18 protein-coding genes are annotated in these 25,577 nt (G+C 60.7%); 10 read left to right on the top strand and 8 right to left on the bottom strand.

The window, feature by feature from the left end; translation table 11 throughout:
• Nucleotides 1-135: 135 nt before the first annotated feature.
• On the bottom strand, nt 136-2,574 hold the full coding sequence (locus ACM6JM_RS26855) for a Lon protease family protein (RefSeq protein ID WP_074691492.1): 2,439 nt from the start codon (nt 2,572-2,574) through the stop codon (nt 136-138).
• A gap of 416 nt (nt 2,575-2,990) precedes the next feature.
• On the opposite strand from ACM6JM_RS26855, the gene ACM6JM_RS26850 reads away from it, so the two are divergent.
• From ACM6JM_RS26850 to ACM6JM_RS26835, 4 genes are all read left to right on the top strand, one after another.
• The gene (locus ACM6JM_RS26850; RefSeq protein ID WP_007950971.1) at nt 2,991-3,479 is read left to right on the top strand and encodes a DUF3015 domain-containing protein; all 489 of its coding nucleotides are present in this window, start codon (nt 2,991-2,993) and stop codon (nt 3,477-3,479) included.
• 92 nt (nt 3,480-3,571) lie between these two features.
• Complete coding sequence (locus tag ACM6JM_RS26845; protein WP_414882770.1) at nt 3,572-5,425, top strand: DUF4105 domain-containing protein; 1,854 nt, start codon at nt 3,572-3,574, stop codon at nt 5,423-5,425.
• An 84-nt stretch (nt 5,426-5,509) separates the two neighbouring features.
• On the top strand, nt 5,510-5,866 hold the full coding sequence (locus tag ACM6JM_RS26840) for a hypothetical protein (RefSeq protein WP_039771731.1): 357 nt from the start codon (nt 5,510-5,512) through the stop codon (nt 5,864-5,866).
• A gap of 70 nt (nt 5,867-5,936) precedes the next feature.
• Nucleotides 5,937-6,431, top strand: coding sequence for a GreA/GreB family elongation factor (locus tag ACM6JM_RS26835; protein WP_414882769.1), 495 nt, complete (start codon nt 5,937-5,939; stop codon nt 6,429-6,431).
• Nucleotides 6,432-6,441: 10 nt separating this feature from the next.
• Here ACM6JM_RS26835 and gdhA read toward each other — a convergent pair whose 3' ends face one another.
• Entirely contained in the window at nt 6,442-7,779 is a 1,338-nt protein-coding gene (gene gdhA / locus ACM6JM_RS26830) for an NADP-specific glutamate dehydrogenase (RefSeq protein WP_414882768.1), read from the bottom strand.
• Between the two features lie 193 nt (nt 7,780-7,972).
• Entirely contained in the window at nt 7,973-9,637 is a 1,665-nt protein-coding gene (gene ettA, locus ACM6JM_RS26825; RefSeq protein ID WP_007950976.1) for an energy-dependent translational throttle protein EttA, read from the bottom strand.
• 286 nt (nt 9,638-9,923) lie between these two features.
• On the opposite strand from ettA, the gene ACM6JM_RS26820 reads away from it, so the two are divergent.
• The 5 genes from ACM6JM_RS26820 (at nt 9,924) to ACM6JM_RS26800 (ending at nt 18,329) form a co-directional block, all read left to right on the top strand.
• On the top strand, nt 9,924-13,772 hold the full coding sequence (locus tag ACM6JM_RS26820) for an EAL domain-containing protein (protein WP_039771736.1): 3,849 nt from the start codon (nt 9,924-9,926) through the stop codon (nt 13,770-13,772).
• Between the two features lie 240 nt (nt 13,773-14,012).
• Nucleotides 14,013-15,266 (top strand): serine hydroxymethyltransferase, encoded by a 1,254-nt coding sequence (gene glyA, locus ACM6JM_RS26815; RefSeq protein WP_009045723.1) that lies wholly within the window; start codon nt 14,013-14,015, stop codon nt 15,264-15,266.
• Nucleotides 15,267-15,541: 275 nt separating this feature from the next.
• Entirely contained in the window at nt 15,542-16,855 is a 1,314-nt protein-coding gene (locus ACM6JM_RS26810; protein WP_011336023.1) for a C4-dicarboxylate transporter DctA, read from the top strand.
• Between the two features lie 49 nt (nt 16,856-16,904).
• Entirely contained in the window at nt 16,905-17,609 is a 705-nt protein-coding gene (locus tag ACM6JM_RS26805) for a FadR/GntR family transcriptional regulator (RefSeq protein WP_039771741.1), read from the top strand.
• Between the two features lie 24 nt (nt 17,610-17,633).
• On the top strand, nt 17,634-18,329 hold the full coding sequence (locus tag ACM6JM_RS26800; protein WP_414882767.1) for a GntR family transcriptional regulator: 696 nt from the start codon (nt 17,634-17,636) through the stop codon (nt 18,327-18,329).
• Between the two features lie 13 nt (nt 18,330-18,342).
• Here ACM6JM_RS26800 and yjiA read toward each other — a convergent pair whose 3' ends face one another.
• The 3 genes from yjiA to ACM6JM_RS26785 form a co-directional block, all read right to left on the bottom strand.
• On the bottom strand, nt 18,343-19,317 hold the full coding sequence (gene yjiA, locus ACM6JM_RS26795; RefSeq protein ID WP_200889812.1) for a GTPase: 975 nt from the start codon (nt 19,315-19,317) through the stop codon (nt 18,343-18,345).
• Nucleotides 19,318-19,478: 161 nt separating this feature from the next.
• Complete coding sequence (locus ACM6JM_RS26790) at nt 19,479-19,676, bottom strand: YbdD/YjiX family protein (protein WP_003228401.1); 198 nt, start codon at nt 19,674-19,676, stop codon at nt 19,479-19,481.
• Between the two features lie 15 nt (nt 19,677-19,691).
• Nucleotides 19,692-21,758: a carbon starvation CstA family protein gene (locus ACM6JM_RS26785; protein ID WP_039771745.1), complete on the bottom strand. Its 2,067-nt coding sequence runs from the start codon at nt 21,756-21,758 to the stop codon at nt 19,692-19,694.
• Nucleotides 21,759-21,917: 159 nt separating this feature from the next.
• On the opposite strand from ACM6JM_RS26785, the gene ACM6JM_RS26780 reads away from it, so the two are divergent.
• Nucleotides 21,918-22,286, top strand: coding sequence for a PilZ domain-containing protein (locus ACM6JM_RS26780; RefSeq protein WP_064599557.1), 369 nt, complete (start codon nt 21,918-21,920; stop codon nt 22,284-22,286).
• Here the strand turns inward: ACM6JM_RS26780 and radA are convergent, their stop codons facing one another.
• Both radA and katB read right to left on the bottom strand, forming a co-directional pair.
• Entirely contained in the window at nt 22,287-23,654 is a 1,368-nt protein-coding gene (radA, locus tag ACM6JM_RS26775) for a DNA repair protein RadA (protein WP_039771749.1), read from the bottom strand.
• Nucleotides 23,655-23,797: 143 nt separating this feature from the next.
• Nucleotides 23,798-25,339 carry a catalase KatB gene (gene katB, locus ACM6JM_RS26770; protein ID WP_414882766.1) on the bottom strand — a complete coding sequence of 514 codons (1,542 nt, stop codon included), beginning with the start codon at nt 25,337-25,339 and terminating at the stop codon, nt 23,798-23,800.
• Nucleotides 25,340-25,577: the final 238 nt, after the last annotated feature.

Here is a 25,577-nt window from a genome sequence, read left to right as displayed (position 1 = left end):
AAGCCGCACAGAACCAGAAGGCGCCGAATGGTCATTGTGTGAATATTGACGCCAGAGTGATGGCACTTTTGCCGACGTTCGCGACAAAACAAAAAACGGGAACACTAGGCTCCCGTTTTTTGAAGGCTGCCTGGCTTACGCCGGTTTGGCCTCCGCCAGCGCTTCCTGCGCCAATTCCTTCTCGGCTTCTTTCAGATCCTCTTCGCTGATCATCTCGGCAATCACCCGCAGACGCTCCACTACCCGCGCGTTAACGCTGCCTTCCGGGAATTCGCCCTCTTCGTTCGGCTCACCGGCCGGCTCGCCCACCAGCAGGCTCAACGCTTCGTCGGCCTGACGCACCGCGTAAACGTGGAACTGCCCGGCACGCACCGCCGCCAGTACTTTTTCATCAAGCATCAGCGTGGCAACGTTGGCCTGGGGAATGATCGCGCCCTGCTCGCCCGTCAGCCCGCGCGCTTCGCAGAGACGGAAGAAGCCTTCGATCTTCTCGTTGACCCCGCCCACCGCCTGCACTTCGCCGAACTGGTTGATCGAACCGGTAATCGCGAAGCACTGCTTGAGCGGGGTTTTCGACAACGCCGAAATCAGCGTGCACGCCTCGCCCAGCGACGCACTGTCGCCATCGACGTAGCCGTAGGATTGCTCCAGCGCGATGCTCGCGGAAATCGCCAGCGGGAATTCCTGGGCGTAACGGCTGCCCAGATACCCGGTGAGGATCATCACGCCCTTGGAGTGGATTGGCTGACCGAGATTGACCTCGCGCTCGATGTCGACGATGCCGCTGCCGCCCGGGTACACCGTGGCGGAAATTCGCGCCGGCACGCCGAACGCCGAGTCGCCGACTTCGAGCACGGTCAGGCCGTTGCACTTTCCGACTGCGGCGCCGTCGGTGTCGATCAGGATGATCCCCGCCAGCATGTCGTCGAGAATCCGCGCCGACACCCGGCCGGTGCGGGTGGCCTTGGCCTTCAGGGCACGCTCGATGTGGCCGGCGTCGGTCATTTCATCGTTGGCCAGATGCCGGATGAAATCCGCCTCGCTGACCAACTGGAACAGATCGCCGATCCGCGCCGACAAACGCCCCTGGTGTTCGGCCAGACGCGCGCTGTAAGTTGCCAGGCGCGCCACCGCGTCGGCGGTCAACGGTGCCATGCCTTCTTCGGAAGTGCGGGTTTTAAGCAACTGGGCGAACTGCTCCAGGCTTTCGTCGACCATCGGGATGTCTTCGTCGAAGTCCACCAGAACACGGAACATCTCCTGGAAGTCCGGATCAAGGTCCTGCAGCGTGTAATACAGCTGACGCGCGCCAATGATGATCACTTTGACCTGCAACGGAATGTGCTGCGGGTTGAGCGTCACGGTGGCGAAACGGCCCATCTCGCCCAGCGGCGATTCCATCTTCAGCTTGCGCGATTGCAGAGCGCGCTTGAGCGCATCCCATACGAACGGCTCGCCGAGCATTTTTTCCGCTTCAAGAATCAGGAAACCACCGTTGGCGCGGTGCAACGCACCCGGACGCAACTGGCGATAGGTGGTGTAGAGCGCGCCCTGATCGGTGGTGTACTCGATGCGGCCGAACAGGTTTTCGTAGGTCGGATGCGGCTCGAAGACCACCGGCGCACCGCCGCTGGCCGGATGGCCGACCACCAGGCTCGGCGCATATTGCTCTTCCAGCAGTTTGCGCGCGACCGCATCGGTCTTGCTGTCATCGACCAGTTGCTCGACCACGGTTTTCAGCAGATAGACCTGCATCGCTTGCAGGTAACCGCAGACGGCCGCATTTTCCGCGTACTTTTCCGACAGCGGTGCGAGCAAGGGCTGCAAGGCCAGGGTGATGGTTTCTTCGTTGAGCTGACGCAGCTGGTTGCTCGACTCGCGCTTCCATTGCGGCAGGCTGGCGAGCTCTTCGTTCAGGCGCTCTTCGAGGCCGGAGATGTCGTCATGAAAACGCTCGCGTTCGGCCTCCGGCAACTGGGCGAACTCGGCTTCGTCCAGCGCCTTGCCTTCAAGCATCGGGGTGAAGGCGATGTTGCTGCTGTCGCGGTACAGGGCGACGTCTTTTTCAAGGGCCAGACGTTCGATGACGTCCAGCGCCTTGTCGTAGCGCTGGTTGAAGGCGCGGTCGATGGCGCTTTTTTTCTGCTGGTAGGACGGGTGCTCGAACACCGCAGGAAAGGTCGCCAGCAGGTTGTCGATGAGGCCGTTGATGTCGCCGATGAAAGCAGCGGCGCTGCCCGATGGCAGCTCCAAAGCGCGGGGTTCGCGCGGCTCATCGAAATTGTTGACGTAGACCCAGTCCGCCGGGGTCTGCAGGCGTTTGCCTTCGGCCTTCAGGTAGCGTTTGACGAACGAGAAACGGCCGGTGCCGGGCTCGCCCATGACAAATACGTTGTAACCGGGGCGTGGCATGGCCACACCGAACTGCAAGGCTTCGACCGCACGTTCCTGGCCGAGCACACCGCGAAAGGGCTCCAGATCATTGGTGGTAGTGAAGCTGAACTGTTCAGCGGAAAACGGACGGGTCAGCGCTTCGGGCGCTAGACGCAAGCTGGCAGCAACAGGATCAGGCATCGGGCTTCCTTAACAATCAGGCGGGGCAGATAGCGGCATTCTGGCGCTGCCCGAGCCCCACTGGCAAGGCGCGCCACACGACAAAGCATAGACAACCGCCCTGCACGCGGCGCCGCCTCGTGAAACCGGGGTTTATTCCAAATATTGTGCAAAAACTCACGGAACCCTCGGAACGTGCCTAAACTCCAAACTGCGCGGCTGGAACTAATACCGGCCCACTGGCTTCGTTTGGCTCTGAACGTAAGCTCGCCGAGCGGCGATCAGGCAAGGCGAAAACAGGCGAGGAAGCGGAGTGTAGGGTCCTACATGAGCATTCCGAGCCTGTTTTCAACGCAGCATGATCGTCGCGCAGGCAGCTTACGTTTAGAGCCGGCCAGAACCCTGTCCATTGGTATGCACACAAAGAGAACAAAGCTATGAAACGGATTCTTCTCGGTACTCTCTTCACCGCTGTATCCATCAACGCCATGGCGCAAGCTCCAGGCGGCCCGGATTGCGGTTGGGGCAACATGCTGTTCGAAGGTCAGCGTGGCACCCCGGCACACTTCCTGGCATCCACCACCAACGGCACCTCCGGCAACGCGACGTTCGGCATGACGTCCGGCACCAACGGCTGCTCCACCAACGCTTCGCTGACCTATGGCGGCAAATCCTGGTTTGCCATGAATGGCATGATGAACGAGCTGTCCGAAGACATGGCAAAAGGCAACGGCGAAGCGCTGACGACCTATGCCGTGGTACTGGGCGTGGCGCCGGAAGACCGTGCGCACTTCGCCGCCGTCACTCACGAGCACTTCCAGCAGATCTTCAGCAAGGCTGACGTGACCGCTGAAGACGTGCATACCAACACCCTGGCCGTTCTGAAGGCAGACCCACGTCTGGCCAAGTACGCGACTCAGGCTTAAGCTCGACCCACCCGCTTCCTTCGGGAAGCGGGTTTTATTTTTTCGGCCCGCCCTTCCCGGGCTTTGTTTCTTTTCGACTTAAGTTGCCATTTATGCTCAAACGCCTTGCCTGGCTGGCGCTGTGTGTCTGCGCCCCGCTGTCCGCCGCGCCTCACATCGACCCTCAACGTTTGCAGCAACTGGCCAACGACCGCTTCTGGATTTCCCTCGGTCATTACGAAACCGCCAAGCTCGGTGGCTGGCGCAGCTACGTCAGCGACAAAAAATTCTTCCTCGCCCCCGACGGCAACGAACACCCCGACCATGAACTGGCCGCCACCGTGCAGGCGTTGTACGCCCCGGCCAGTCTCGGTGAGCGACACGCACAGTGCGTTTACCCGGCACGCACCCGCTGGTTGAAAGATCAACTGAACCTGACCGACCTGCCGACGCCGGACTGCGCCGAATTCAAGAAATGGTTCAAGGACGTCTCGCCCCACAGCGCGGTGATGATTTTCCCGGCGGCCTACCTCAACAGCCCGTCGTCGATGTTCGGCCATACCCTGCTGCGCATCGACCAGGCCGACGTGCAGAGCGACAAGACTTCGCTGCTCAGTTACGCGATCAACTTCGGCGCCTACATCGAAGGTTCGGACAACAGCATTCTTTACGCCTGGAAAGGCCTGATGGGTGGTTATCCGGGACTGTTCGCACTCGTGCCTTATCAGGAAAAACTCTCGGAATACCGCAGCCTGGAAAACCGCGACCTGTGGGAGTACCGGCTCAATCTGACGCAAGCCGAAACCGCGCGCATGGTCGAGCATGTGTGGGAGCTGAAGCAGATCCAGTTCGACTATTTCTTCTTCGATGAAAACTGCTCCTATCGCCTGCTCGAACTGTTGCAGGTCGCGCGTCCGAGCCTGCGCCTGACCGAACAATTCCCGCTGACGGCGATCCCCACCGACACCGTCAAAGCGGTGAAGGAAGCTGGGCTGGTCGAGCACATCGAATATCGTCCGTCCCGCGAGCGCGAACTGCTCAGCCGTGCCGAGCCCCTGAGCGGCGAAGAACAGGACTGGGTGCTGAAAGTCAGCGCCGACCAGCAGCAACTTCAGGACTCGGCATTCAAGGCCCTGCCTCGGGCCCGGCAAGCGCTGATCGTCGACGCGGCGTATCGGCTGGAGCGCTACCGCGCCAACGGCCAGGAGCGTGATCCACAGCGAGCGCAACGCAGTTTCGAATTGCTGCGAGCGATCAACAAGAACCCGGCGCCGGAGCTGCAAATTCCTCAACCTGGCCTGCCCGAGGACGGCCATGAATCGCGCACCTGGCAGGCCGGTCTCGGCACCCGCGGTGACCGTGCATTCGGCGAGTACGGCTTGCGCATGGCCTATCACGATCTCAACGACAACGCCGAGAGCTTCCCCCTCGGCGCACAGATCGAAATCCTGCAAATGAAGCTGCGCCAGTACGAAGGCAATCACTGGCAATTCCAGCAACTGGATCTGGCGACCATCCGCTCACTGACACCGCGCAACGCGCTGTTGCAGCCATTGTCGTGGCAAGTCACCGGCGGTCTTGAACGTGTACCGGGCAAGCATGACGACGAGACGCTGGTCAGCCACGTCAACGGTGGCGGTGGCGGAACCTGGGCATTGGGCGACGATGTGCTGGGTTTTGCCCTCGGCACGGTGCGCGTTGAACACAACAATGATTTCGCCGAGTTCGTTTCCCCCGCAGGCGGTTTCAATACCGGCGTACTGTGGAAAAACCCGTTGGGCAATCTCAGCCTGGAGGCCAAAGGCGATTACTTCTTCAACGGTGAAGTGCGCCGTAGCCTGAGTCTGAACCAACAGTGGGAACTGTCGCGCAACCTCGGCCTGCGCCTGAGTGCGCAGCGCGAGTTCAGCCATCTGGCAACACCGGAGACCGAAGTGATGCTGGAAGTGAAGTGGTATCACTACTGAGGTTTTGATCTTTCTTTCACGCCCCATCGACGAATCCGCTTCTAGACTTTCCCTATCAGCCGTATGACGGCCCGGGAGAGTGTGATGTGGCGGTGTGCGGTGTTTGCGGGCGTGTTGCTGTTGCTGGGTGGCTGTCAGAGCACCCACGAAGACTTGATTGCCAAGGGTTATCCACCGGCGTTCGCCGACGGTTTCGATGACGGGTGCATCAGCGGTCGTCAGGCCGCCGGTTCGATCAGCGGCGAATTTCGCAAGAATGTGCCGCGTTATCTCAAGGACAAGCAATACGCCGAAGGCTGGAGCGACGGCTTCCGCCAGTGTCAGGCGATGCTGGAAAACAAGGACCGCGAACAGTATCGCAACGAACACTGGGACGAACGCGAGCGCGCCTGGCAGCAGGAGAAGGATCAGGGCGCCGCGCGGGCTTATCGTTCGCCGTAGGTCGCTTCCAGACATCCAGCGAAACCTTTTGCCTGCGACCATGGCCCAACGGCTATAACAGGAGCCCACCATGAGTCGCGCTTTCGTCAACGAAGACAATGCCGCTGCGCAAGCCGATCAGCCGGTCGAACGGCAGGTCAGCACACAGCCCAATTACGTCACGCCGCAAGGGTTTGCCCAGTTGCAGGCGAAAGTCGCCGAGCTGCAAAGCCTGCACGCCGAGCAGTCGGCCAAGGGCGAACAGGCTGACAAACAGCGGCTGGCCGATCTCGAACGGGATTTGCGATATTTCAATCAACGGGTCGCCAGCGCTCAGGTCGCACCGGCCCCGACATCTACCGACAAGGTGCAGATCGGCAGCTGGGTGACCTACGCCGACGAACACGACACCGAGCACCGGGTGCAATTGGTCGGTGAAGACCAGGCCGATGCGGCCAACGGCCTGATCAACTGGGCCTCACCGCTGGGCCGTGCGCTGCTTGGCGCGCGGCTCAACGATGAAGTGCTGTGGCAGCGCCCGGCAGGCGATCAACTGATCGAAGTGATCCGCATCGAGCGCTCTTGAACCCGGTTGCTTAAACCACGCCTTGGGCGAGCATCGCGTCGGCGACTTTGACGAAGCCGGCGATGTTCGCGCCTTTGACGTAGTTGATCCGGCCGTTTTCCTCGCCGTAGTGCACACAGGCGTGGTGGATCGACTGCATGATCCCGTGCAACTTGCTGTCCACTTCGCCCCCGGTCCACAGCAGGCGCATGGCGTTCTGCGACATTTCCAGCCCACTGACCGCTACGCCGCCGGCATTCGAGGCCTTGCCCGGCGCAAACAGAATCCCGGCCTCGATAAAGATATCCACAGCCTCGAGGGTGGTCGGCATGTTCGCGCCTTCGGCCACGCAGATGCAGCCGTTGCGCAGCAAAGTGCGGGCGGATTCGGCGTCAAGTTCGTTCTGGGTCGCGCATGGCAGCGCGATGTCGCACGGCAACGACCATGGCAACTGACCGGCGCGGAACTCCAGGCCGAAGGCGGACGCCAATTCGCTGATCCGCCCACGCTTGACGTTCTTCAGTTCCAGCAGCGCCAGCCACTGTTCTTCGCTCAGGCCCGCCTCGCAATACAGCGTGCCTTCGGAGTCGGACAGGGAAATCACCTTGCCGCCCAGATCCATCACTTTGCGAGCCGCGTATTGCGCGACGTTGCCGGAACCGGAGATCGCCACGCGCTTGCCTTCGACGCTCTGCTCGCGGCGCTTGAGCATTTCTTCAGCGAAATACACGCAACCGAAACCGGTGGCTTCCGGACGGATCAGGCTGCCGCCGTAGGTCATGCCCTTGCCGGTCAGCACGCTGGTGAACTGGTTGCTCAGGCGCTTGTACTGGCCGAACAGGAAACCGATTTCCCGAGCGCCGACACCGATATCACCGGCCGGCACGTCCACGTCGGCACCGATGTGCCGGTACAGCTCGCTCATGAATGCCTGGCAGAAACGCATGACTTCTGCGTCGCTCTTGCCCTTCGGATCGAAGTCCGAGCCACCCTTGCCGCCGCCCATGGGCAATGAGGTCAGGGAGTTCTTGAAGGTCTGTTCGAAGGCGAGGAATTTCAGTACGCCCATGTTCACCGAAGGATGGAAGCGCAAACCGCCCTTGTATGGGCCGATAGCGCTGTTCATCTGGATGCGGAAACCGCGATTGACCTGCACCTTGCCCTGATCGTCGACCCACGACACCCGGAACACCACCGCCCGCTCCGGCTCGCAGATGCGCTCCAGAATCCCCGAGGTCAGATAGTGCGGATTGGCTTCGAGAAACGGCCACAGGCTGCGCAGGACTTCTTCGACGGCCTGGTGGAATTCGGGTTGATCCGGATCGCGCTTTTTCAGACGGGCGAGGAAGGATTCGACGGATTCGATCATGGGAAAAGTCTCGGCAGATTTGTTGTCGTTGGAAGCGATTGAGCCGGACTGTAACAAACCACATGTACACAGCAACAGACAAAAATGTCGCATTTATGAAAACAAATAGTACACAAGGTATAAAACAGTCTGCATTGCAGGCAAAAAAAAGCGGAGCCCGAAGGCTCCGCTTTTTCATGCAACCAACCTGTGATCAGGCCAGTTTCTTGTGGCGTACCCGGTGTGGCTGGGCCGCTGCTTCGCCGAGGCGCTTTTTGCGATCGGCTTCGTACTCGGTGTAGTTGCCTTCGAAGAACACCGCTTGCGAGTCGTCTTCGTACGCCAGGATGTGAGTCGCGACGCGGTCAAGGAACCACCGATCGTGAGAGATCACAATGGCGGCGCCCGGGAAGTCCAGCAGGGCTTCTTCCAGGGAACGCAGGGTTTCAACGTCGAGGTCGTTGGACGGTTCGTCGAGCAGCAGGACGTTGCCGCCCTCCTTCAGAGTCAGCGCCAGGTGCAGACGACCGCGCTCACCACCGGACAGGTCCTTGACGAACTTCTGCTGATCGCCGCCCTTGAAGTTGAAGCGACCGACGTAGGTACGCGACGGGATCTCGTAGTTGCCGATGCGGATCTGGTCGGAACCGTCGGAGATCTGCTGGAACACGGTCTTGCTGCCGTCCAGGTCTTCGCGGCTCTGGTCAACACAGGCAAGCTGCACGGTTTCGCCGATCTCGATGCTGCCGGAGTCCGGGGTTTCCTTGCCCATCAGCATGCGGAACAGGGTCGACTTACCGGCACCGTTACCGCCGATCACGCCGACGATGGCGCCTTTGGGCATCGAGAACGACAGGTTGTCGATCAGTACGCGATCGCCGTAGCCCTTTGTGACGTTCTTGAATTCGATGACCTTGTCACCCAGGCGCGGACCGGCCGGGATGTAGATCTCGTTGGTTTCCGAACGCTTCTGGAATTCCTGCGACTGCATTTCTTCGAAGCGTTGCAGACGAGCCTTGGATTTCGACTGGCGGGCCTTGGCGCCTTTGCGCACCCACTCCAGCTCTTCCTTCATGGCTTTTTCGTGGGCCGATTGCTGCTTGGATTCCTGGGCCAGACGATCGGACTTGGCTTCCAGCCAACCCGAGTAGTTGCCTTCGTAAGGAATGCCCGCGCCGCGGTCGAGTTCCAGAATCCAGCCGGCAACGTTGTCCAGGAAGTAACGGTCGTGCGTGATCGCGACCACAGTGCCCGGGAAGTCGTGCAGGAAGTGTTCGAGCCAGGCAACGGAGTCGGCGTCCAGGTGGTTGGTCGGTTCGTCGAGCAGCAGCATGTCCGGGGCGGACAGCAGCAGACGGCACAGGGCCACACGACGTTTTTCACCACCGGACAGGTGTTCGACCTTGGCGTCCCAGGCCGGCAGACGCAGCGCATCGGCGGCGACTTCCAGCTGGCGCTCCAGGTTGTGACCGTCGCTGGCCTGCAGGATCGCTTCGAGCTTGGCCTGTTCGGCGGCCAGCTTGTCAAAGTCGGCGTCCGGGTCGGCGTAGGCGGCGTAGACCTCGTCCAGACGCGCTTGCGCATCCTTGATCACGCTGACCGCTTCCTCGACCACTTCACGCACGGTCTTGGTCGGATCCAGTTGCGGCTCTTGCGGCAGGTAACCGATGTTCAGTTCCGGCATCGGGCGCGCTTCGCCTTCGAACTCGGTGTCGACGCCGGCCATGATTTTCAGCAGCGTGGATTTACCCGAACCGTTGAGGCCGAGTACGCCGATCTTGGCGCCGGGGAAGAAAGACAGCGAAATGTTTTTCAGGATTTCCCGCTTCGGCGGAACAACTTTGCCCAGCCGATGCATGGTGAAGACGTATTGAGCCATGGAGAACCTTGGGTCAGTGACAGATGAATGATTGGAGCGCAGGCGATGCCCGGCCAGACCGATGCGCGTCGTTCACTTGATGGTCATCAATGCGTGCGCGCTGAAAAAGTCTGAGTCTAGGAGCTGGAACGCTCCCGCGTAACCGGCAAAGCTACCTTAATGACGGAAGGCAGTCCAGCCGAGTGGGGCTGGCACTTCGCCACAACTCAAGGCATGCTAGCCGCCTCTTGGGCGTCCGGCTTATAGTGCACGTCGCGCCAGTCCAGCCAGACCGCAGGATTACAGCTTGTCCAACGTCACTCCGCCAGCCTCTGTGAGCAGCACCCAACCGGCGCCCGGCTCGTCCCTGCGCGGAACCTTGAAAGGCGCGCTGGCGACGCTGGTGCTTTTGCTGCTGGCGCTGCTGTTCTGGCAACTGCTCGATCAACTGCGTGAAACCCAGAAAAACCAGCGTCAGTACACCATCGACTACACCGCCGACCTCGCCGCTCAGGTCAGCCTGAACATGGCGTTGAACGCGCAGATCGCCCTCAACCTGCTACCGATCGTCGAACAACCGCAGTCGGCCGACGAACAGCAGGCACTCCTGCGCAAACTTCAGAAATCACTGCCCGACCTGCGCAGCCTGGCCCTGCTCAGCCCGTCCGGAAAGATCCTCAGCGACAGCGCCGCCGACAGCCATGACGCCGATTACCTCAGCGATCTGGTGCGCCGCAGTCGCGCTCAGGCGCATTACTTCAGCAACGACGAAGACGGTTCGGTGGTGCATCTGCTGCTGCATCAGGCCAGTGGCAGCACTCGCGGTTACTGGGCGCTGCGGCTGACACCCACCTTCTTTAAAGCACTGACCAAACAAGGCGAAACAGGCATCCGTCCTCTGTGGCTGGTGGAAAACCGCATCAACCATCAGATCATCAGCCGCGACGAAGCGATGCCCGTCGGCAGCACCAGCGTCCTGACCCCGGACGATCTCGCCAACAGCGTGCTGACAGTGCCGCTGAGCAGCAGCGACTGGCAACTGCGTGGCCTGTTCGACCGCCAGCATGTGCTCGAACAACTGCTGCCGGCGTTCATCGGCAAATGCCTGTTGGGCCTGGCGCTGTCGCTGCTGCCGTTTATCGCCCTGCTCAACATGCGTCGCCGTCAGCGTCAGGTGCATGAGGGGCGTCGGCGTTATCAGGATATTTTCGAAGGCACCGGCGTGGCATTGTGCGTGCTGGATCTTTCGGGGCTCAAACAGGTTTTCGAAAGGGCCCAGATCCAGACCAGCGACCAGCTCAAGGCCTGGCTCGACCAGCCGGCACAGCGCCAGCAATTGCTCCACGAACTGCGGGTGACCGAGGTCAACCAGGTCGCGCTGCAACTGCTCAACGTCAACTCCTGCGACCACGCCTGGCAACTGTTGATCGACGGTCAGCCGCACAGTCAGTGCGCCATCGGCAATCAGGTGCTCGACGCCGTGCTCCAGCAGCAAAAGCAGCTGGAACTGGAAATCAGACTGCCGGACATCAATGGCCGCGACCAGCACCTGTGGCTGGTGCTGCGACTGCCCCAGGAACAGCACGACTACAAGGCCGTGATCCTGAGCATCAACGACATCACCAGCCGCAAACTGATCGAACTGTCGCTGCTGGAGCGCGAAGGTTTCTGGTCGGATGTGGTGCGCACCGTTCCGGATCATCTGTATGTGCAGGACGTGATCAGCCAGCGGATGATCTTCAGCAATCATCACCTCGGCCAGACCCTCGGTTACAACCGCACCGAACTGCATCAGATGGGCGAGTACTTCTGGGAAATTCTCCTGCACCCGGAAGACGCCGACTATTACCACCGCTCACGGCAGATGCAGCGTCACGCCGGTTACAGCCAGTTGTTGCAATGCCAGCTGCGCTTCCGTCATCGCGACGGCGAGTGGCGGCGCTTCGATATTCGCGAACAGGCGCTGGCCCGGGACAAGCACGATCAGGTCACGCGGATCATCGGCGTGGCCAAGGACATCACCGAGCAGATCGAAGCCAGCGAATCCCTGCGTGACAGCGAACAGCGCTACCGGATGCTCGCCGAAAGCATCAGCGACGTGATTTTCTCCACCGACAGCAAGCTCTCGCTGAACTACGTCAGCCCCTCGGTGCAAGCCGTGCTCGGTTATGACGCCGAGTGGATTTTCCAGAACGGCTGGCAGTCGACCATCGCCAACCCGCAGCAACTGAGCGGCATCTATCACCTGATGGATCGCGTCAGCAAAGCCCTGGGCAAACCCGAACAACTGGTGATTTTGCGCAGCCAGGTGCAGACCCAGCTGTTCCTGTTCGACTGCCTGCGCGCCGACGGCCGCAAGATCCCGATCGAACTGCGCCTGGTGCTGGTGTGGGACGAGCATGGCGCCTTCGAAGGCGTGCTCGGGGTCGGTCGCGACATCAGTCAGCAGCGCCGCGCCGAGAAAGACCTGCGCATGGCGGCCACGGTATTCGAACACTCGACCTCGGCAATCCTGATCACCGACCCGGCCGGTTACATCGTGCAGGCCAACGAGGCGTTCAGCCGGGTCAGCGGTTACGCGGTGGGTGAAGTGCTCGACCAGCTGCCGAACATGCTGACCGTCGACGAACAGCAGGACGCACACCTGCGCTACGTGCTCAAGCAGTTGCACCAGCACAGCACCTGGGAAGGTGAAGTCTGGCTCAAGCGCCGCAACGGCGAGCACTACCCGGCGTGGGTCGGCATCACCGCCGTGCTCGATGACGAGGGCGACCTGGCCAGTTACGTGTGTTTCTTCAGCGACATCAGCGAGCGCAAGGCCAGCGAGCAGCGGATTCACCGCCTCGCCTACTACGACGCCCTGACCCACCTGCCGAACCGCACGCTGTTCCAGGACCGTCTGCACACCGCGCTGCAATCGGCCGAACGGCAGAAGTCGTGGGTGGTGCTGATGTTCCTCGACCTCGACCGTTTCAAACCGATCAACGACTCCCTCGGCCACGCCGCCGGCGACCGCATGCTCAAGGACATGGCCACGCGCTTGCTGGCCTGCGTCGATGATGACGACACCGTGGCGCGGATGGGCGGCGACGAATTCACCCTGCTGCTGCAACACCGCTCCAGCCGCGAAATGGCGCTGAACCGTGCGATCCACGTGGCCGAACAGATTCTTGGCAGTCTGGTGCGACCGTTCGTGCTGGAGGGGCGCGAGTTCTTCGTCACCGCCAGCATCGGTATCGCCCTGAGCCCGCAGGACGGCAATGAACTCAGCCAGTTGATGAAAAACGCCGACACCGCGATGTACCACGCCAAGGAGCGCGGCAAGAACAACTTCCAGTTCTATCAGGCCGACATGAACGCCAGTGCGCTGGAACGTCTGGAACTGGAAAGCGACCTGCGCCACGCCCTGGAGCAGAATGAATTCGTGCTCTATTATCAGCCGCAGTTCAGCGGCGACGGCAAACGCCTGACCGGCACCGAAGCCCTGCTGCGCTGGCGTCATCCCCGTCGCGGGCTGGTGCCACCGGGGGATTTTATACCGGTGCTCGAGGAACTCGGGCTGGTGGTGGACGTCGGCGACTGGGTGATCAGCGAGGCTTGCCGTCAGCTCAAGACCTGGCACCAGAACCGTGTGCGCGTACCGAAGGTCTCGGTGAACATCTCGGCGCGGCAGTTCTCCGACGGCCAGCTCGGCACGCGGATCGCCACGATCCTGCGCGAGACCGGCCTGCCGCCGGCTTGCCTGGAGCTGGAACTGACGGAAAGTATCCTGATGCGCGAAGTCAGCGAGGCGATGCAGATTCTTGCCGGTCTGAAGAACCTCGGCCTGAGCATTGCAGTCGACGACTTCGGCACCGGCTACTCGTCGCTGAACTACCTCAAGCAATTCCCGATCGACGTGCTGAAGATCGACCGCACCTTCGTCGACGGCCTGCCGTCCGGCGAGCAGGACGCGCAGATCGCCCGGGCAATCATCGCCATGGCCCACAGCCTGAATCTGGCGGTAATCGCCGAGGGCGTGGAAACCCATGAGCAACTGGACTTCCTGCGCGAGCATGGCTGCGACGAGGTTCAGGGTTATCTGTTCGGGCGGCCGATGCCGGCGGGCCGGTTCGAAGCGCAGTTCAGCAATGATGCGCTGTTCATGTTCGACTGAAGATCGGCGGCGCGTTCTTCGCGAGCAAGCTCGTTTCCACAGGGATTGATGTCGATCACAAAATCGCGGGGCGGCCTCGGTTATTGTGCAAACCGGCTGGTCAGCGAAAAGGCCGGCACGGACGCCACACATCTGGTCATGAACGCCACTTGTCTGCGACATGATGTCGTTTCATATGCCATCCAAAACCCGTTGGGTTAGAATGCCCCCCTTTTCTGCCCCCGATCCTTGAGGACCGCCATGTTCAGCCGTGATTTGACTATTGCCAAGTACGACGCCGATCTTTTTGCCGCCATGGAGCAAGAAGCCCAGCGCCAGGAAGAACACATCGAGCTGATCGCTTCGGAGAACTACACCAGCCCAGCGGTGATGGAAGCTCAAGGCTCGGTACTGACCAACAAGTACGCCGAAGGCTACCCGGGCAAGCGCTACTACGGTGGTTGCGAGTACGTCGACGTTGTCGAGCAACTGGCTATCGACCGCGCCAAAGAGCTGTTCGGCGCCGACTACGCCAACGTTCAGCCGCACGCCGGTTCCCAGGCCAACGCCGCTGTTTACCTGGCCCTGCTGTCGGCCGGTGACACCATCCTGGGCATGAGCCTGGCTCACGGCGGTCACCTGACCCACGGCGCCAGCGTTTCCTCCTCCGGCAAGCTGTACAACGCCATCCAGTACGGCATCGACGCCAACGGTCTGATCGACTACGACGAAGTCGAGCGCCTGGCTGTTGAACACAAGCCGAAAATGATCGTGGCCGGTTTCTCTGCCTACTCGCAGATCCTCGACTTTCCGCGCTTCCGTGCCATCGCCGACAAGGTTGGCGCCTACCTGTTCGTCGACATGGCTCACGTGGCCGGTCTGGTCGCCGCTGGCGTCTACCCGAACCCGGTTCCGTTCGCTGACGTTGTGACCACCACCACCCACAAGACCCTGCGCGGTCCACGGGGTGGCCTGATCCTGGCTCGCGCCAACGCCGACATCGAGAAGAAGCTGAACTCCGCCGTATTCCCGGGTGCCCAGGGTGGCCCGCTGGAGCACGTGATCGCCGCCAAAGCGATCTGCTTCAAAGAAGCACTGCAGCCTGAGTTCAAGGCTTACCAGCAACAAGTGGTGAAAAACGCCCAGGCCATGGCCGGTGTGTTCATCGAGCGCGGTTTCGACGTGGTTTCCGGCGGTACTCAAAACCACCTGTTCCTGCTGTCGCTGATCAAGCAGGAAATCTCCGGTAAAGACGCCGACGCCGCTCTGGGCAAAGCGTTCATCACCGTGAACAAGAACTCCGTGCCAAACGACCCACGCTCCCCGTTCGTCACCTCCGGCCTGCGCTTCGGTACTCCGGCCGTGACCACTCGCGGCTTCAAAGAGGCAGAGTGCAAAGAGCTGGCTGGCTGGATCTGCGACATCCTGGCTGATCTGAACAACGAAGCGGTGATCGACGCCGTTCGTGAGAAAGTCAAAGCCATCTGCAAGAAACTGCCGGTATACGGCGCTTAATTGCGACGTTAAACCCGCAGCAAGAAAACCGGCCAAGTGATTGGCCGGTTTTTTTTCGCCCGGATTTTTTCAAACAGCTGAATCGCTCAAGAATGGGACTTGCCGCTCAACTGGTCAGACCGGTAATGCCAATTCGTCATTTTTCACTTGCGATCCGTAAAAAACAGCGCCTAGACTGCACCCGCACTGGACATACCGGTAAGACCACAATAATTAAGTCCTGAATCTGATGCGCCCCGCGCACGGCAGCCAGGACACCGACCAGGATTCCTCCCATGCTCAGATGGTGCTCGCGTTCAATCTTCCTCCAAGTGGTTCTCGGACTGATGCTCGGCATCGTCTGCGGGCTGACCCTTCCCGAATACTCGGCCCAGCTCAAACCGCTCGGCGACGGTTTCATCAAACTGATCAAGATGCTCATCGGCCTGATCGTGTTCTGCGTGGTGGTCAGCGGCATCAGCGGCGCGGGCGATCTGAAGAAGGTCGGGCGCATCGGCCTCAAGTCGGTGATCTACTTCGAAGTGCTGACCACCATCGCCCTGGTGATCGGTCTCGTGTTCGCCTTCACCACCGGAATCGGCAGCGGCGCCAACATCCATCTGGAGCAACTGTCCGCCGCCGACATGGGCGACATCGCCGAACGCGGCCAGCATATGCACACCACCACTCAGTTCCTGATGGATCTGATCCCGACCTCGGTACTCGGCGCCTTCGCCGATAACAATATCCTCCAGGTGCTGCTGTTCTCGGTGCTGTTCGGCAGCGCGTTGAATCTGGTGGGCGAAGCCGCTTCCGGGATCTCGCGGCTGATCAACGAGCTCAGCCACGTGATCTTCCGGATCATGGGCATGATCGTGCGTCTGGCACCGATCGGCGTGTTCGGCGCCATCGCCTTCACCACCAGCAAATACGGCCTGGATTCGCTGCAACATCTGGGCAGCCTCGTCGGCTTGTTCTACCTGACCTGCATCGCCTTCGTCGCGCTGATTCTCGGTCTGGTAATGCGCCTCTCCGGCCTGCGCATGTGGCCGCTGCTCAAGTACCTGCGTGAAGAACTGCTGATCGTCATGGGCACTGCATCCTCCGATGCCGTGCTGCCGCAGATCATGCGCAAGCTGGAACATCTGGGCATCGGCAGCTCGACCGTCGGGCTGGTGATTCCTACCGGTTACTCGTTCAACCTCGACGGTTTTTCGATCTACCTGACCCTGGCCATTGTGTTCATTGCCAACGCCACCGGCACGCCACTGGCCATGACCGATCTGCTGACGATTTTGCTGGTATCGCTGATTACCTCCAAAGGTGCCCACGGCATTCCGGGGTCGGCGCTGGTGATTCTCGCGGCCACGCTGACGGCCATCCCGGCGATTCCGGTGGTCGGTCTGGTGCTGGTGCTGGCGGTGGACTGGTTCATGGGCATCGGCCGGGCACTGACCAATCTGATCGGCAACTGCGTTGCCACCGTGGCCATCGCCCGTTGGGAAAAGGACATCGACGTGCAACGGGCGAACAAGGTGCTCAACGGCGAGCAGGGCTATAACTTTCAGCCGAGAAAAACCGTCGCTCAAGCGGCGGCCAAAGAATTCTGAATGACCGCCGTGCCTGCGCCAATGCAGGCACGGCACATGGAGCGAACCCATGATTACTTCATCAACCGTCGTCAACTCAGTGGTAGAAAAACTTCGGGCTGCGCTGGCCCGTGGTCAGTGGCGCTCCGGCGAGATGCTGCCGGGTCAGCGCGAACTGGCCGAACAACTGGGCATCAGCCGCCCGAGCCTGCGTGAAGCGGTGATCGTGCTGGAAACCCTCGGCCTGGTGCGCTCGATGCCCGGCAAAGGCGTGGTGGTGCTCGACGCCCAGGCCAGTGACAGTCAGAGCCACGACAGCGCAGTGGCCGGCGCCAGCCTCGAAGACGTGCTGCAACTGCGCTACACCCTCGAACCGTTCATCGTCGGGCTGGTGGCGCAGTCGATCAGCAGCAAGGAAGTCGGCCAGCTGCGCCTGACCCTGATGGACATGCGCGAAGCCCTCGAAGCGGGCGACAGCGAGGCCGGGGTCAGCGCCTACATCGCGTTCCACGAGGAGCTGTTCACCCTGACCTCGAATCCGATTTTCCAGAGTGTGGTGCAACAGACCAGCAACGCCCTCAAGCAAAGCGCCGAGGTGCTGCGCAATTCGCCGGAGCACCTGGCCGAACGCCTTGAAGAAAACGAAGCCGTGGTGCGCGCGATCCGCAGCAAGAACAGCGCCCAGGCCAGTGCCGAAATGCGTCGGCACATCCTGCGTGAAGGCCAGCGGATGGGCATCGAGCTGAATATTCCGGATGACAACCTGAGCCACTGAAACGCCTCACACTGGAGACCGGCCATGAACAGTCTTGCCACGCCGTCGCACCCTCGCCCGATCTCGACGGCCCTGCCCTTCTCCCGCCTGCACGCGCCGGTGGAGGATCTGTATCCGCGCCTGTTCGACGCAATCCTCGAACAGCGCATCGATGCTGCCAGCCGTTTCACCGAAGAAAGTCTCAAGCAGATGTTCGGCGTCAGCCGCGCCGATGTGCGTCGGGTGCTGACCCAACTGTCCCACGAACAGATCATCGTACTGCGGGCCAACCATCGACCACGAGTGGCCGCGCCGGATACCGAGCAGATACGTCAGGCCCTGCACGCCCGGCGCCTGGCCGAGAACACGCTGGTGCGACTGGCTTGTCAGCATGTGCAGGTTGAAGATCTGAAGCGCCTGCGAGCGTTGATCGAACGGGAGCGTCAGGCTGTGGATAAAGATCGGCGCGGGGCGGCGATTCGCTTGTCCGGGGAGTTTCATTTGCAGGTAGCGAAAATGGCGCGGAATGCACCGTTGGCGCATTTTCTCGGCACGTTGGTGCCGCTGACCTCACTGGCGATTGCGCGATGCACAGAAACCACGCACAGCTGTTGCGGCTGGCAGGATCACGCCCGGATCGTCGAGGCGATCGAGCGTGATGACGCCGTCGAGGCGGTGTCGCTGATGAACCGTCATCTGGATCACCTGGAGCAGACGATTCTCAGCGGTTCCACGCACTGAAAGCGCGGCGGACTCAGTTCGCCGCCACCCTGGTAAACCCCGCCCGGATTTTCTCTTCCGGCAAATCGTCGGCGATAAACACGATCACGCTTTCCCGCGCCTCGCCTTCCGCCCACTCGGTGTCCCAGTCGAAGCCATAGAGTTTCAGCACGCCCTGGAACACCAGCCGCCGATCTTCGCCCGCGATGTTCAACACGCCTTTGTAGCGCAGCAATTGCTTGCCGTGCTCTTCCAGCAATTCATTCATGAACTCGCTGAGCTGATCGATATCCAGCGGCTGGTCGGTACGCAGCACCAGACTGGAAATCCGGTCGATGGATGGCGCCTTGCTCACCGGCCGCAGACTCACCCCGCCACCGAGATCGGCGTTCAGGTTGAAACCGCGCACATCGAGCAATTCAGCCAGATCGATATTGCCGTGTTCGACCACGCGGATCGGTGCACGGCGGTTGATGCGGGTCAGGCGCTCGCTGAGCGCCGTGAACGCAGCCTCGTCCACCAGATCGGTCTTGCTCACCAGCAGGCGGTCGGCAAAACCGATCTGCGCCTGGGCGATGGTCTGGGTCAGGTGCTGTTCGGCGTGGGCCGCGTCGACGAGGGTGATGATGCCGTCGAGCAGGTAACGCTCGCGCAGTTCTTCGTCGATGAAAAAGGTCTGCGCCACCGGGGCCGGGTCGGCCAGGCCGGTGCATTCGATGACCAGTCGATCGAAAGCGATTTCGCCGCTGTCCAGCCGTTCGAGCAGCAGATACAGGGCCTTGGTCAGGTCGGTGTGAATGGTGCAGCAGACGCAGCCGTTGGCCAGGGTCATGACTTGCACCGGCTCGTCGCCCAGCAATTGGGTATCGATACCGGCGTCGCTGAATTCGTTTTCGATCACGGCGATTTTCAGGCCGTGCTCGGCTTTCAACAGATGGCGCAGCAAGGTGGTCTTGCCGGCGCCGAGGAAACCGCTGAGCACCGTTACAGGTATTGGAGAAGACAACATCGATCCCCTTCGCAAAATTGATGAACAACACAAAACAAATGTGGGAGCGGGCTTGCTCGCGAAGGGGTCGTGTCAGTCGACATCATTGCTCAATGACACACCGCTTTCGCGAGCAAGCCCGCTCCCACAGCTGGGGACTGCATCAACCGAAGGCTGTCAGATCAACAGCACTTCGGCCCACCCTTGCCACCGTAACGGGCTTCCTGACGTTCGCGAAAGAACATCTCGTAGCTCATCACCGGTTTGTCCGGGTGCTTGGTCTGCATATGCTCGACGTAGGTGTCGTAGTCGGGCATGCCGACCATCAGGCGCGCGGCCTGACCGAGGTATTTACCGAGGCGACTCAGGTCATTGAACATGCTGCAATCCTCTGGTTACGCGTCCGGCAGGGCCTGGAATGGCGATTCTTTGTCCGTACGCTCTTTTTTGCCCCAGGCGGCGATGCCGACCTTGAGCGCATAGAACAGGATGCTGAATACCACGAACAGGAACAGCGCGGTCAATGTGGCGTTGGTGTAGGCGTTGAAGATCACGTGCTGCATCTGCTCGACGTTCTTGGCCGGAGCGAGCACCTGACCCGCGGCCAGTGCGTCGTTGTATTTCTTGGCCAGCGACAGGAAGCCGATCGCCGGATTGGCGTCGAACAGCTTGATGAAGCCTGCGGTCGTGGTGCAGATCAGCAGCCAGGTGGCCGGCAACAGGGTGACCCAGATGTAGCGCTGGCGCTTCATCTTGATCAGGACCACGGTGCCGAGCATCAGTGCGATACCGGCCAGCATCTGGTTGGAGATGCCGAACAGCGGCCACAGGGTGTTGATACCACCCAGCGGATCGATCACGCCCTGATACAGCAACCAGCCCCACATCGCCACACAACCGGCGGTAGCGATCAGGTTGGCGGTCCAGGATTCGGTACGTTTCAGTGCCGGTACGAAGGAGCCGAGCAGGTCCTGCAGCATGAAGCGCCCGGCACGGGTGCCGGCGTCCACAGCGGTCAGGATGAACAGCGCCTCGAACAGGATCGCGAAGTGGTACCAGAACGCCATGGTGTTTTCACCCGGCAGGACGCTGTGCAGGATCTGCGCGATACCGACCGCCAGGGTCGGCGCACCACCGGCACGGGCCAGGATGGTGGTTTCGCCGATGTCATGCGCCACGGCTTGCAAGGCTTCCGGGGTAATGGCAAAGCCCCAGTTGCTGACCGCGGTTGCCACAGCCACCACATCACCGCCGACCACGGCGGCCGGGCTGTTCATGGCGAAGTACACGCCTGGCTCGATCACTGAGGCCGCGACCATGGCCATGATGGCCACGAACGATTCCATCAGCATGCCGCCGTAACCGATGTAACGGGCGTTGGTTTCGTTATCCAGCAGCTTCGGCGTTGTCCCCGAGGAGATCAGCGCGTGGAAGCCCGATACCGCACCGCAGGCGATGGTGATGAACAGGAACGGGAACAGACCGCCCTTCCACACCGGGCCGGTGCCGTCGACGAACTGGGTCAGGGCCGGCATTTTCAGCTCGGGCATGGTCACCAGGATGCCGATCGCCAGAGCGACGATGGTACCGATCTTGAGGAAGGTGGAGAGGTAGTCACGCGGTGCAAGGATCAGCCACACCGGGAGCACGGCGGCGACAAAGCCATAACCGATCAACATCCAGGTGATTTGCACACCGGTGAAGCTGAAGGCTTTGGCCCAGACCGGATCGGCGGCAATCTGCCCGCCCAGCCAGATCGAACCGAGCAGCAGCAACACGCCGATGACCGAGATCTCGCCGATGCGGCCCGGACGGATGTAGCGCATGTAGATGCCCATGAACATCGCGATCGGGATGGTCGCCATCACGGTGAAGATGCCCCACGGGCTTTCAGCCAGGGCTTTGACCACGATCAGCGCCAGCACCGCGAGGATGATGATCATGATCAGGAAGCAGCCGAACAGCGCGATGGTGCCGGGGATGCGGCCCATTTCTTCACGCACCATGTCGCCCAGGGAACGGCCGTTGCGGCGGGTGGACATGAACAGGACCATGAAGTCCTGCACCGCGCCCGCCAGCACCACGCCGGCGATCAGCCACAGCGTACCGGGCAGATAGCCCATCTGCGCCGCCAGCACCGGACCGACCAGCGGCCCCGCGCCGGCAATAGCCGCGAAGTGGTGACCGAAGAGAATGTGTTTGTTGGTCGGAACGTAGTCCAGACCGTCGTTGTTGAGCACGGCGGGGGTGGCCCGACGCGGATCGAGTTGCATCACATTATTAGCGATGAACAGACTGTAGTAACGGTACGCAACCAGATAGATGGCCACGGCGGCGACCACAATCCACAAGGCGTTGATCGCCTCGCCTCGGCGCAATGCCACTACGCCAAGGGCGCACGCTCCTACGATTGCCAGCAGCAGCCAGGGTAAGTGGCGTAGCAGGCTATTATTATTTTTCATTTTATTATTCCAGCCAGGGTGGACAAGAAAGACAGCCACCCCGAGTTTAGCGCTGTTGGCGGCAAAGGCCATACCCCGACATTGGTCTAGACAGTCCATTCGTTGGCATCACCCCGCCGGTCGGGTCTATAGTCAGCTGACCTTCCTGAGGATTGCGCCATGAGCGAGCACCCGTCCGAGCGTCGCCGCTTCAAACGTATCGCGTTCGATGCCAGAACCGAATTGAGCCAGGGCGAATACATCTGGCCGGTGAAGCTGATCGACCTCTCGCTCAAGGGGCTGCTGATCGAGCGGCCCGAGCCCTGGCTGGGCAATCCCGAGCAGGACTTTTTCGTCGACATTCATCTGAGCGAAGACGTGCACATCGAGATGGATGTGCAACTGGCTCATGAAGATCACGGCCAGCTCGGTTTCGTGTGCCGGCACATCAGCCTGGAGTCGATTCAGCGCCTGCGTCGCTTGATCGAACTCAATCTGGCCGACGAAACCGAACTGGAACGCGAGCTCGGGGCGCTGATCGACGTCTGATCACTCGAACAACGAGTCCAGCGCCTGCTCCAGTCGTGTCACCGCAATGATCTGCAAGCCTGGCGGGGCTTCCTTCGGCGCATTGCCCTTGGGCACGATTGCGCGCTTGAAGCCGTGCTTGGCGGCTTCCTTCAAACGCTCCTGGCCGCTTGGCACCGGGCGCACTTCGCCAGACAGACCGACTTCGCCGAACACCAGCAAGTCATGGGGCAAAGGACGGTTGCGCAGGCTCGACATGACGGCGGCCATCAACGCCAGGTCGGACGCGGTTTCCAGCACCTTCACCCCGCCGACCACGTTGAGGAACACGTCCTGATCGTGAGTCGGAATGCCGCCATGACGGTGCAGCACCGCCAGCAACATCGCCAGACGATTCTGATCCAGACCCAGCGTGACCCGGCGCGGATTGGCCAAGTGACTGTCGTCCACCAGCGCCTGGACTTCCACCAGCATCGGCCGAGTGCCTTCCCACGTCGCCATCACCACACTGCCCGGGACTTCTTCCTGAGCGCGGGTGAGAAAAATCGCCGAAGGGTTGGAGACTTCCTTCAAGCCCTTGTCGGTCATGCCGAACACGCCCAGCTCGTTGACCGCGCCGAAACGGTTTTTCACCGCTCGCAGCAAACGCAACCGGCCATCGGACTCGCCTTCGAAATACAGCACGGTATCGACCATGTGCTCCAGAACCCGCGGCCCTGCGAGCGCGCCTTCCTTGGTCACGTGGCCGACCAGGAAAATCGCCGTGCCGCTTTGCTTGGCGTAACGCACCAGCAACGCCGCACTTTCGCGTACCTGGGACACGCCGCCCGGTGCCGATTGCAGTTGTTCGGTGAAAATCGTCTGGATCGAGTCGATCACCATCACCTTGGGTTTTTCCTGACGGGCGGTGGCAATGATGGTTTCGATACAGGTTTCGGTCATGACCCGCAATTGATCCTGCGGCAGGCCCAGACGACGTGCACGCATGGCGACCTGTTGCTGGGACTCTTCGCCAGTGACGTACAACGCCGGCATGGTCTTGGCGAGGTTGCACAGGGTCTGCAACAGAATCGTCGATTTGCCGATGCCGGGGTCGCCACCGATCAGTACCACCGAGCCGTCCACCAGACCACCGCCGAGCACTCGGTCCAGTTCGCCGGAGGCTGTGGAGAAACGTGGAATCTCTTCGATGCTGACTTCGGCCAGGGTCTTGATCTGTGCCTGCTGTCCGGCCCAGCCAGTGCGCCCGCTCGGGGCGGCGGCACCGCCGCTCTCGACCATGGTTTCGGTCAGGGTGTTCCAGGCGCCGCATTCGCCGCATTGCCCGGCCCACTTGGGAAAGGTTGCGCCGCACTCGGTGCAGCCGTACATGCGCTTGGCCTTGGCCATCTGAACCCCCGGCAAAAACCGCGATGATAACGCAGCCATCGTCGATCAGCGCGCCGCGCCGGGACGGATTTCTCCGCTGGCCGGACGCGCGGCGCTGCTGCCGGTCAATCCCCGACAGTTGCCGGGGCTTGAGAGGGCCGCTGTCAGTCGACCAGTTTGGCCGCCAGGACCTTGACCCGATCCAGGTCACCCTTGGCCACTTTGGTCACACCGGCGCCGTATTCCGGATCCGCCTTATAGAGGAAGGACAGCATGATGTGCTTGCTCTCGTCATCGGCGCCGGCCAGCGAACCGCCGAAGCTCTCGATCAGATCCTGGCGCTCCTTCTTGCTGAACGAGCGATACAGATCACCGGCCTGCTTGAAGTTCTGCTCGCGCTGGATCTTCGCCTGTTGCGTACTGCCCTGCAGTGCGGTCTGGCTGTATCGCGCACCCGGCGTCTCTTCACGCGGTTGCAGACGGCTTGGCTGATAGTTGACCCCCGAGGTGCTCGCACCGGCATTCATCGCGCCATCCTGATTGCCATTATTTACGGCGGTTTTGGCGGCATTGATCGGCAATTGCAGTGCGTTGGCGCCGAGTCGATACATTTGCGTATCGGCATAGGCAAATATCCGGCCTTGCAGCAGACGGTCTTCCGAGGGCTCGATGCCCGGAACAACATTTGAGGGAGCCATGGCCACTTGTTCGGTTTCCTGGAAGACATTCGCAGGATTGCGATTCAAGACCATTTGTCCAACTTTTCGCTCTGGAATACCTGGCCAGATCTTGGTTGCATCAAGAGGATCGAAATCAAACTTGGACAAGTCTTGCGAATTCAAGACCTGAATGTACAAGTCCCACTTTGGAAAGTTGCCATTGTAAATATTTGTTACCAAGTCATTGGTCATATGACTGTAGTCACGGCCCTGAACTTGCACGACCTGTTTTGGATCGAGATTTTTTATCCCCTGCAAACTTTTCCAATGAAACTTCACATAGTGGATTTCGCCTTTGGCATTGACCAACTTATAGGCATGCACACTATTACCGTCCATCTCCCGATAACTGGCCGGAGTTCCCGAGTTGGAATACAACTCGGTCAATGTGCGGGTAGCTTCCGGTACATGGGAGAAGAAGTCGAAGCGACGTGAATCATCGTCGAGGTTGGTACGTGGATCGGGCTTGAAGGCATGCACCATGTCCGGGAACTTGATCGCATCGCGGATGAAGAACGTCGGGAAGTTGTTGCCCACCAGATCCCAGTTGCCATCGGCGGTGTAGAACTTGGTCGCGAAACCCCGTGGGTCACGCAGGGTTTCCGGAGAGTGATTGCCGTGAACGACCGCCGAGAAACGCACGAACACCGGCGTGACCTGGCCGACAGCGAATACCTTGGCCTTGCTCAGATCGCTCAGATCGTTGGTCGCGGTGAACGTGCCATGGGCACCGGTGCCTCGGGCATGCACGACGCGTTCGGGAATGCGTTCGCGGTCGAAGCGTTGCAGCTTCTGGATCAGTTGCACGTCCTGCAACAGCACCGGACCGTTGGCGCCGGCGGTCTGCGAGTTCTGGTTGTCGCCAACCGCGGCACCGTTATCCCGGGTCAAGGGCGCCGCATTCGCAGAAAGGGTCAGTAGGCCGGCAGTCAATAAACCGAAGGTACGACGAAGGGGAAAGCCCCCCAGGCCAGGCATGGAATTCATTTCAGGCTCCTCTGTTTTTTTGAGGCGCATCCAGGTGCGCCAGACAGAGGCTAGAAGCTCGGCTTGCCAAACATAAATAGAAAGTTCGTAACGCGATGATTGATCATTTTTTCTTGAAGATCAGCACGTTGCAGCGTATTGCGCGCGCGATTAGTGGCACTTTGCAAACTAATTGCGAAATGGTGTGTCGATAAAAGCGGGCTTTGTAAGAAGGTGTTTCGCGCAGGACGCGTTATGC

Origin of the sequence: Pseudomonas sp. IT-P2 (assembly GCF_949767575.1) — a bacterium.
GTDB classification, from domain to species: Bacteria; Pseudomonadota; Gammaproteobacteria; order Pseudomonadales; family Pseudomonadaceae; genus Aquipseudomonas; species Aquipseudomonas pharyngis.
The sequence above is the reverse complement of the archived record's forward strand: the minus strand, read 5'-3'. Positions and strand labels throughout refer to the sequence as shown.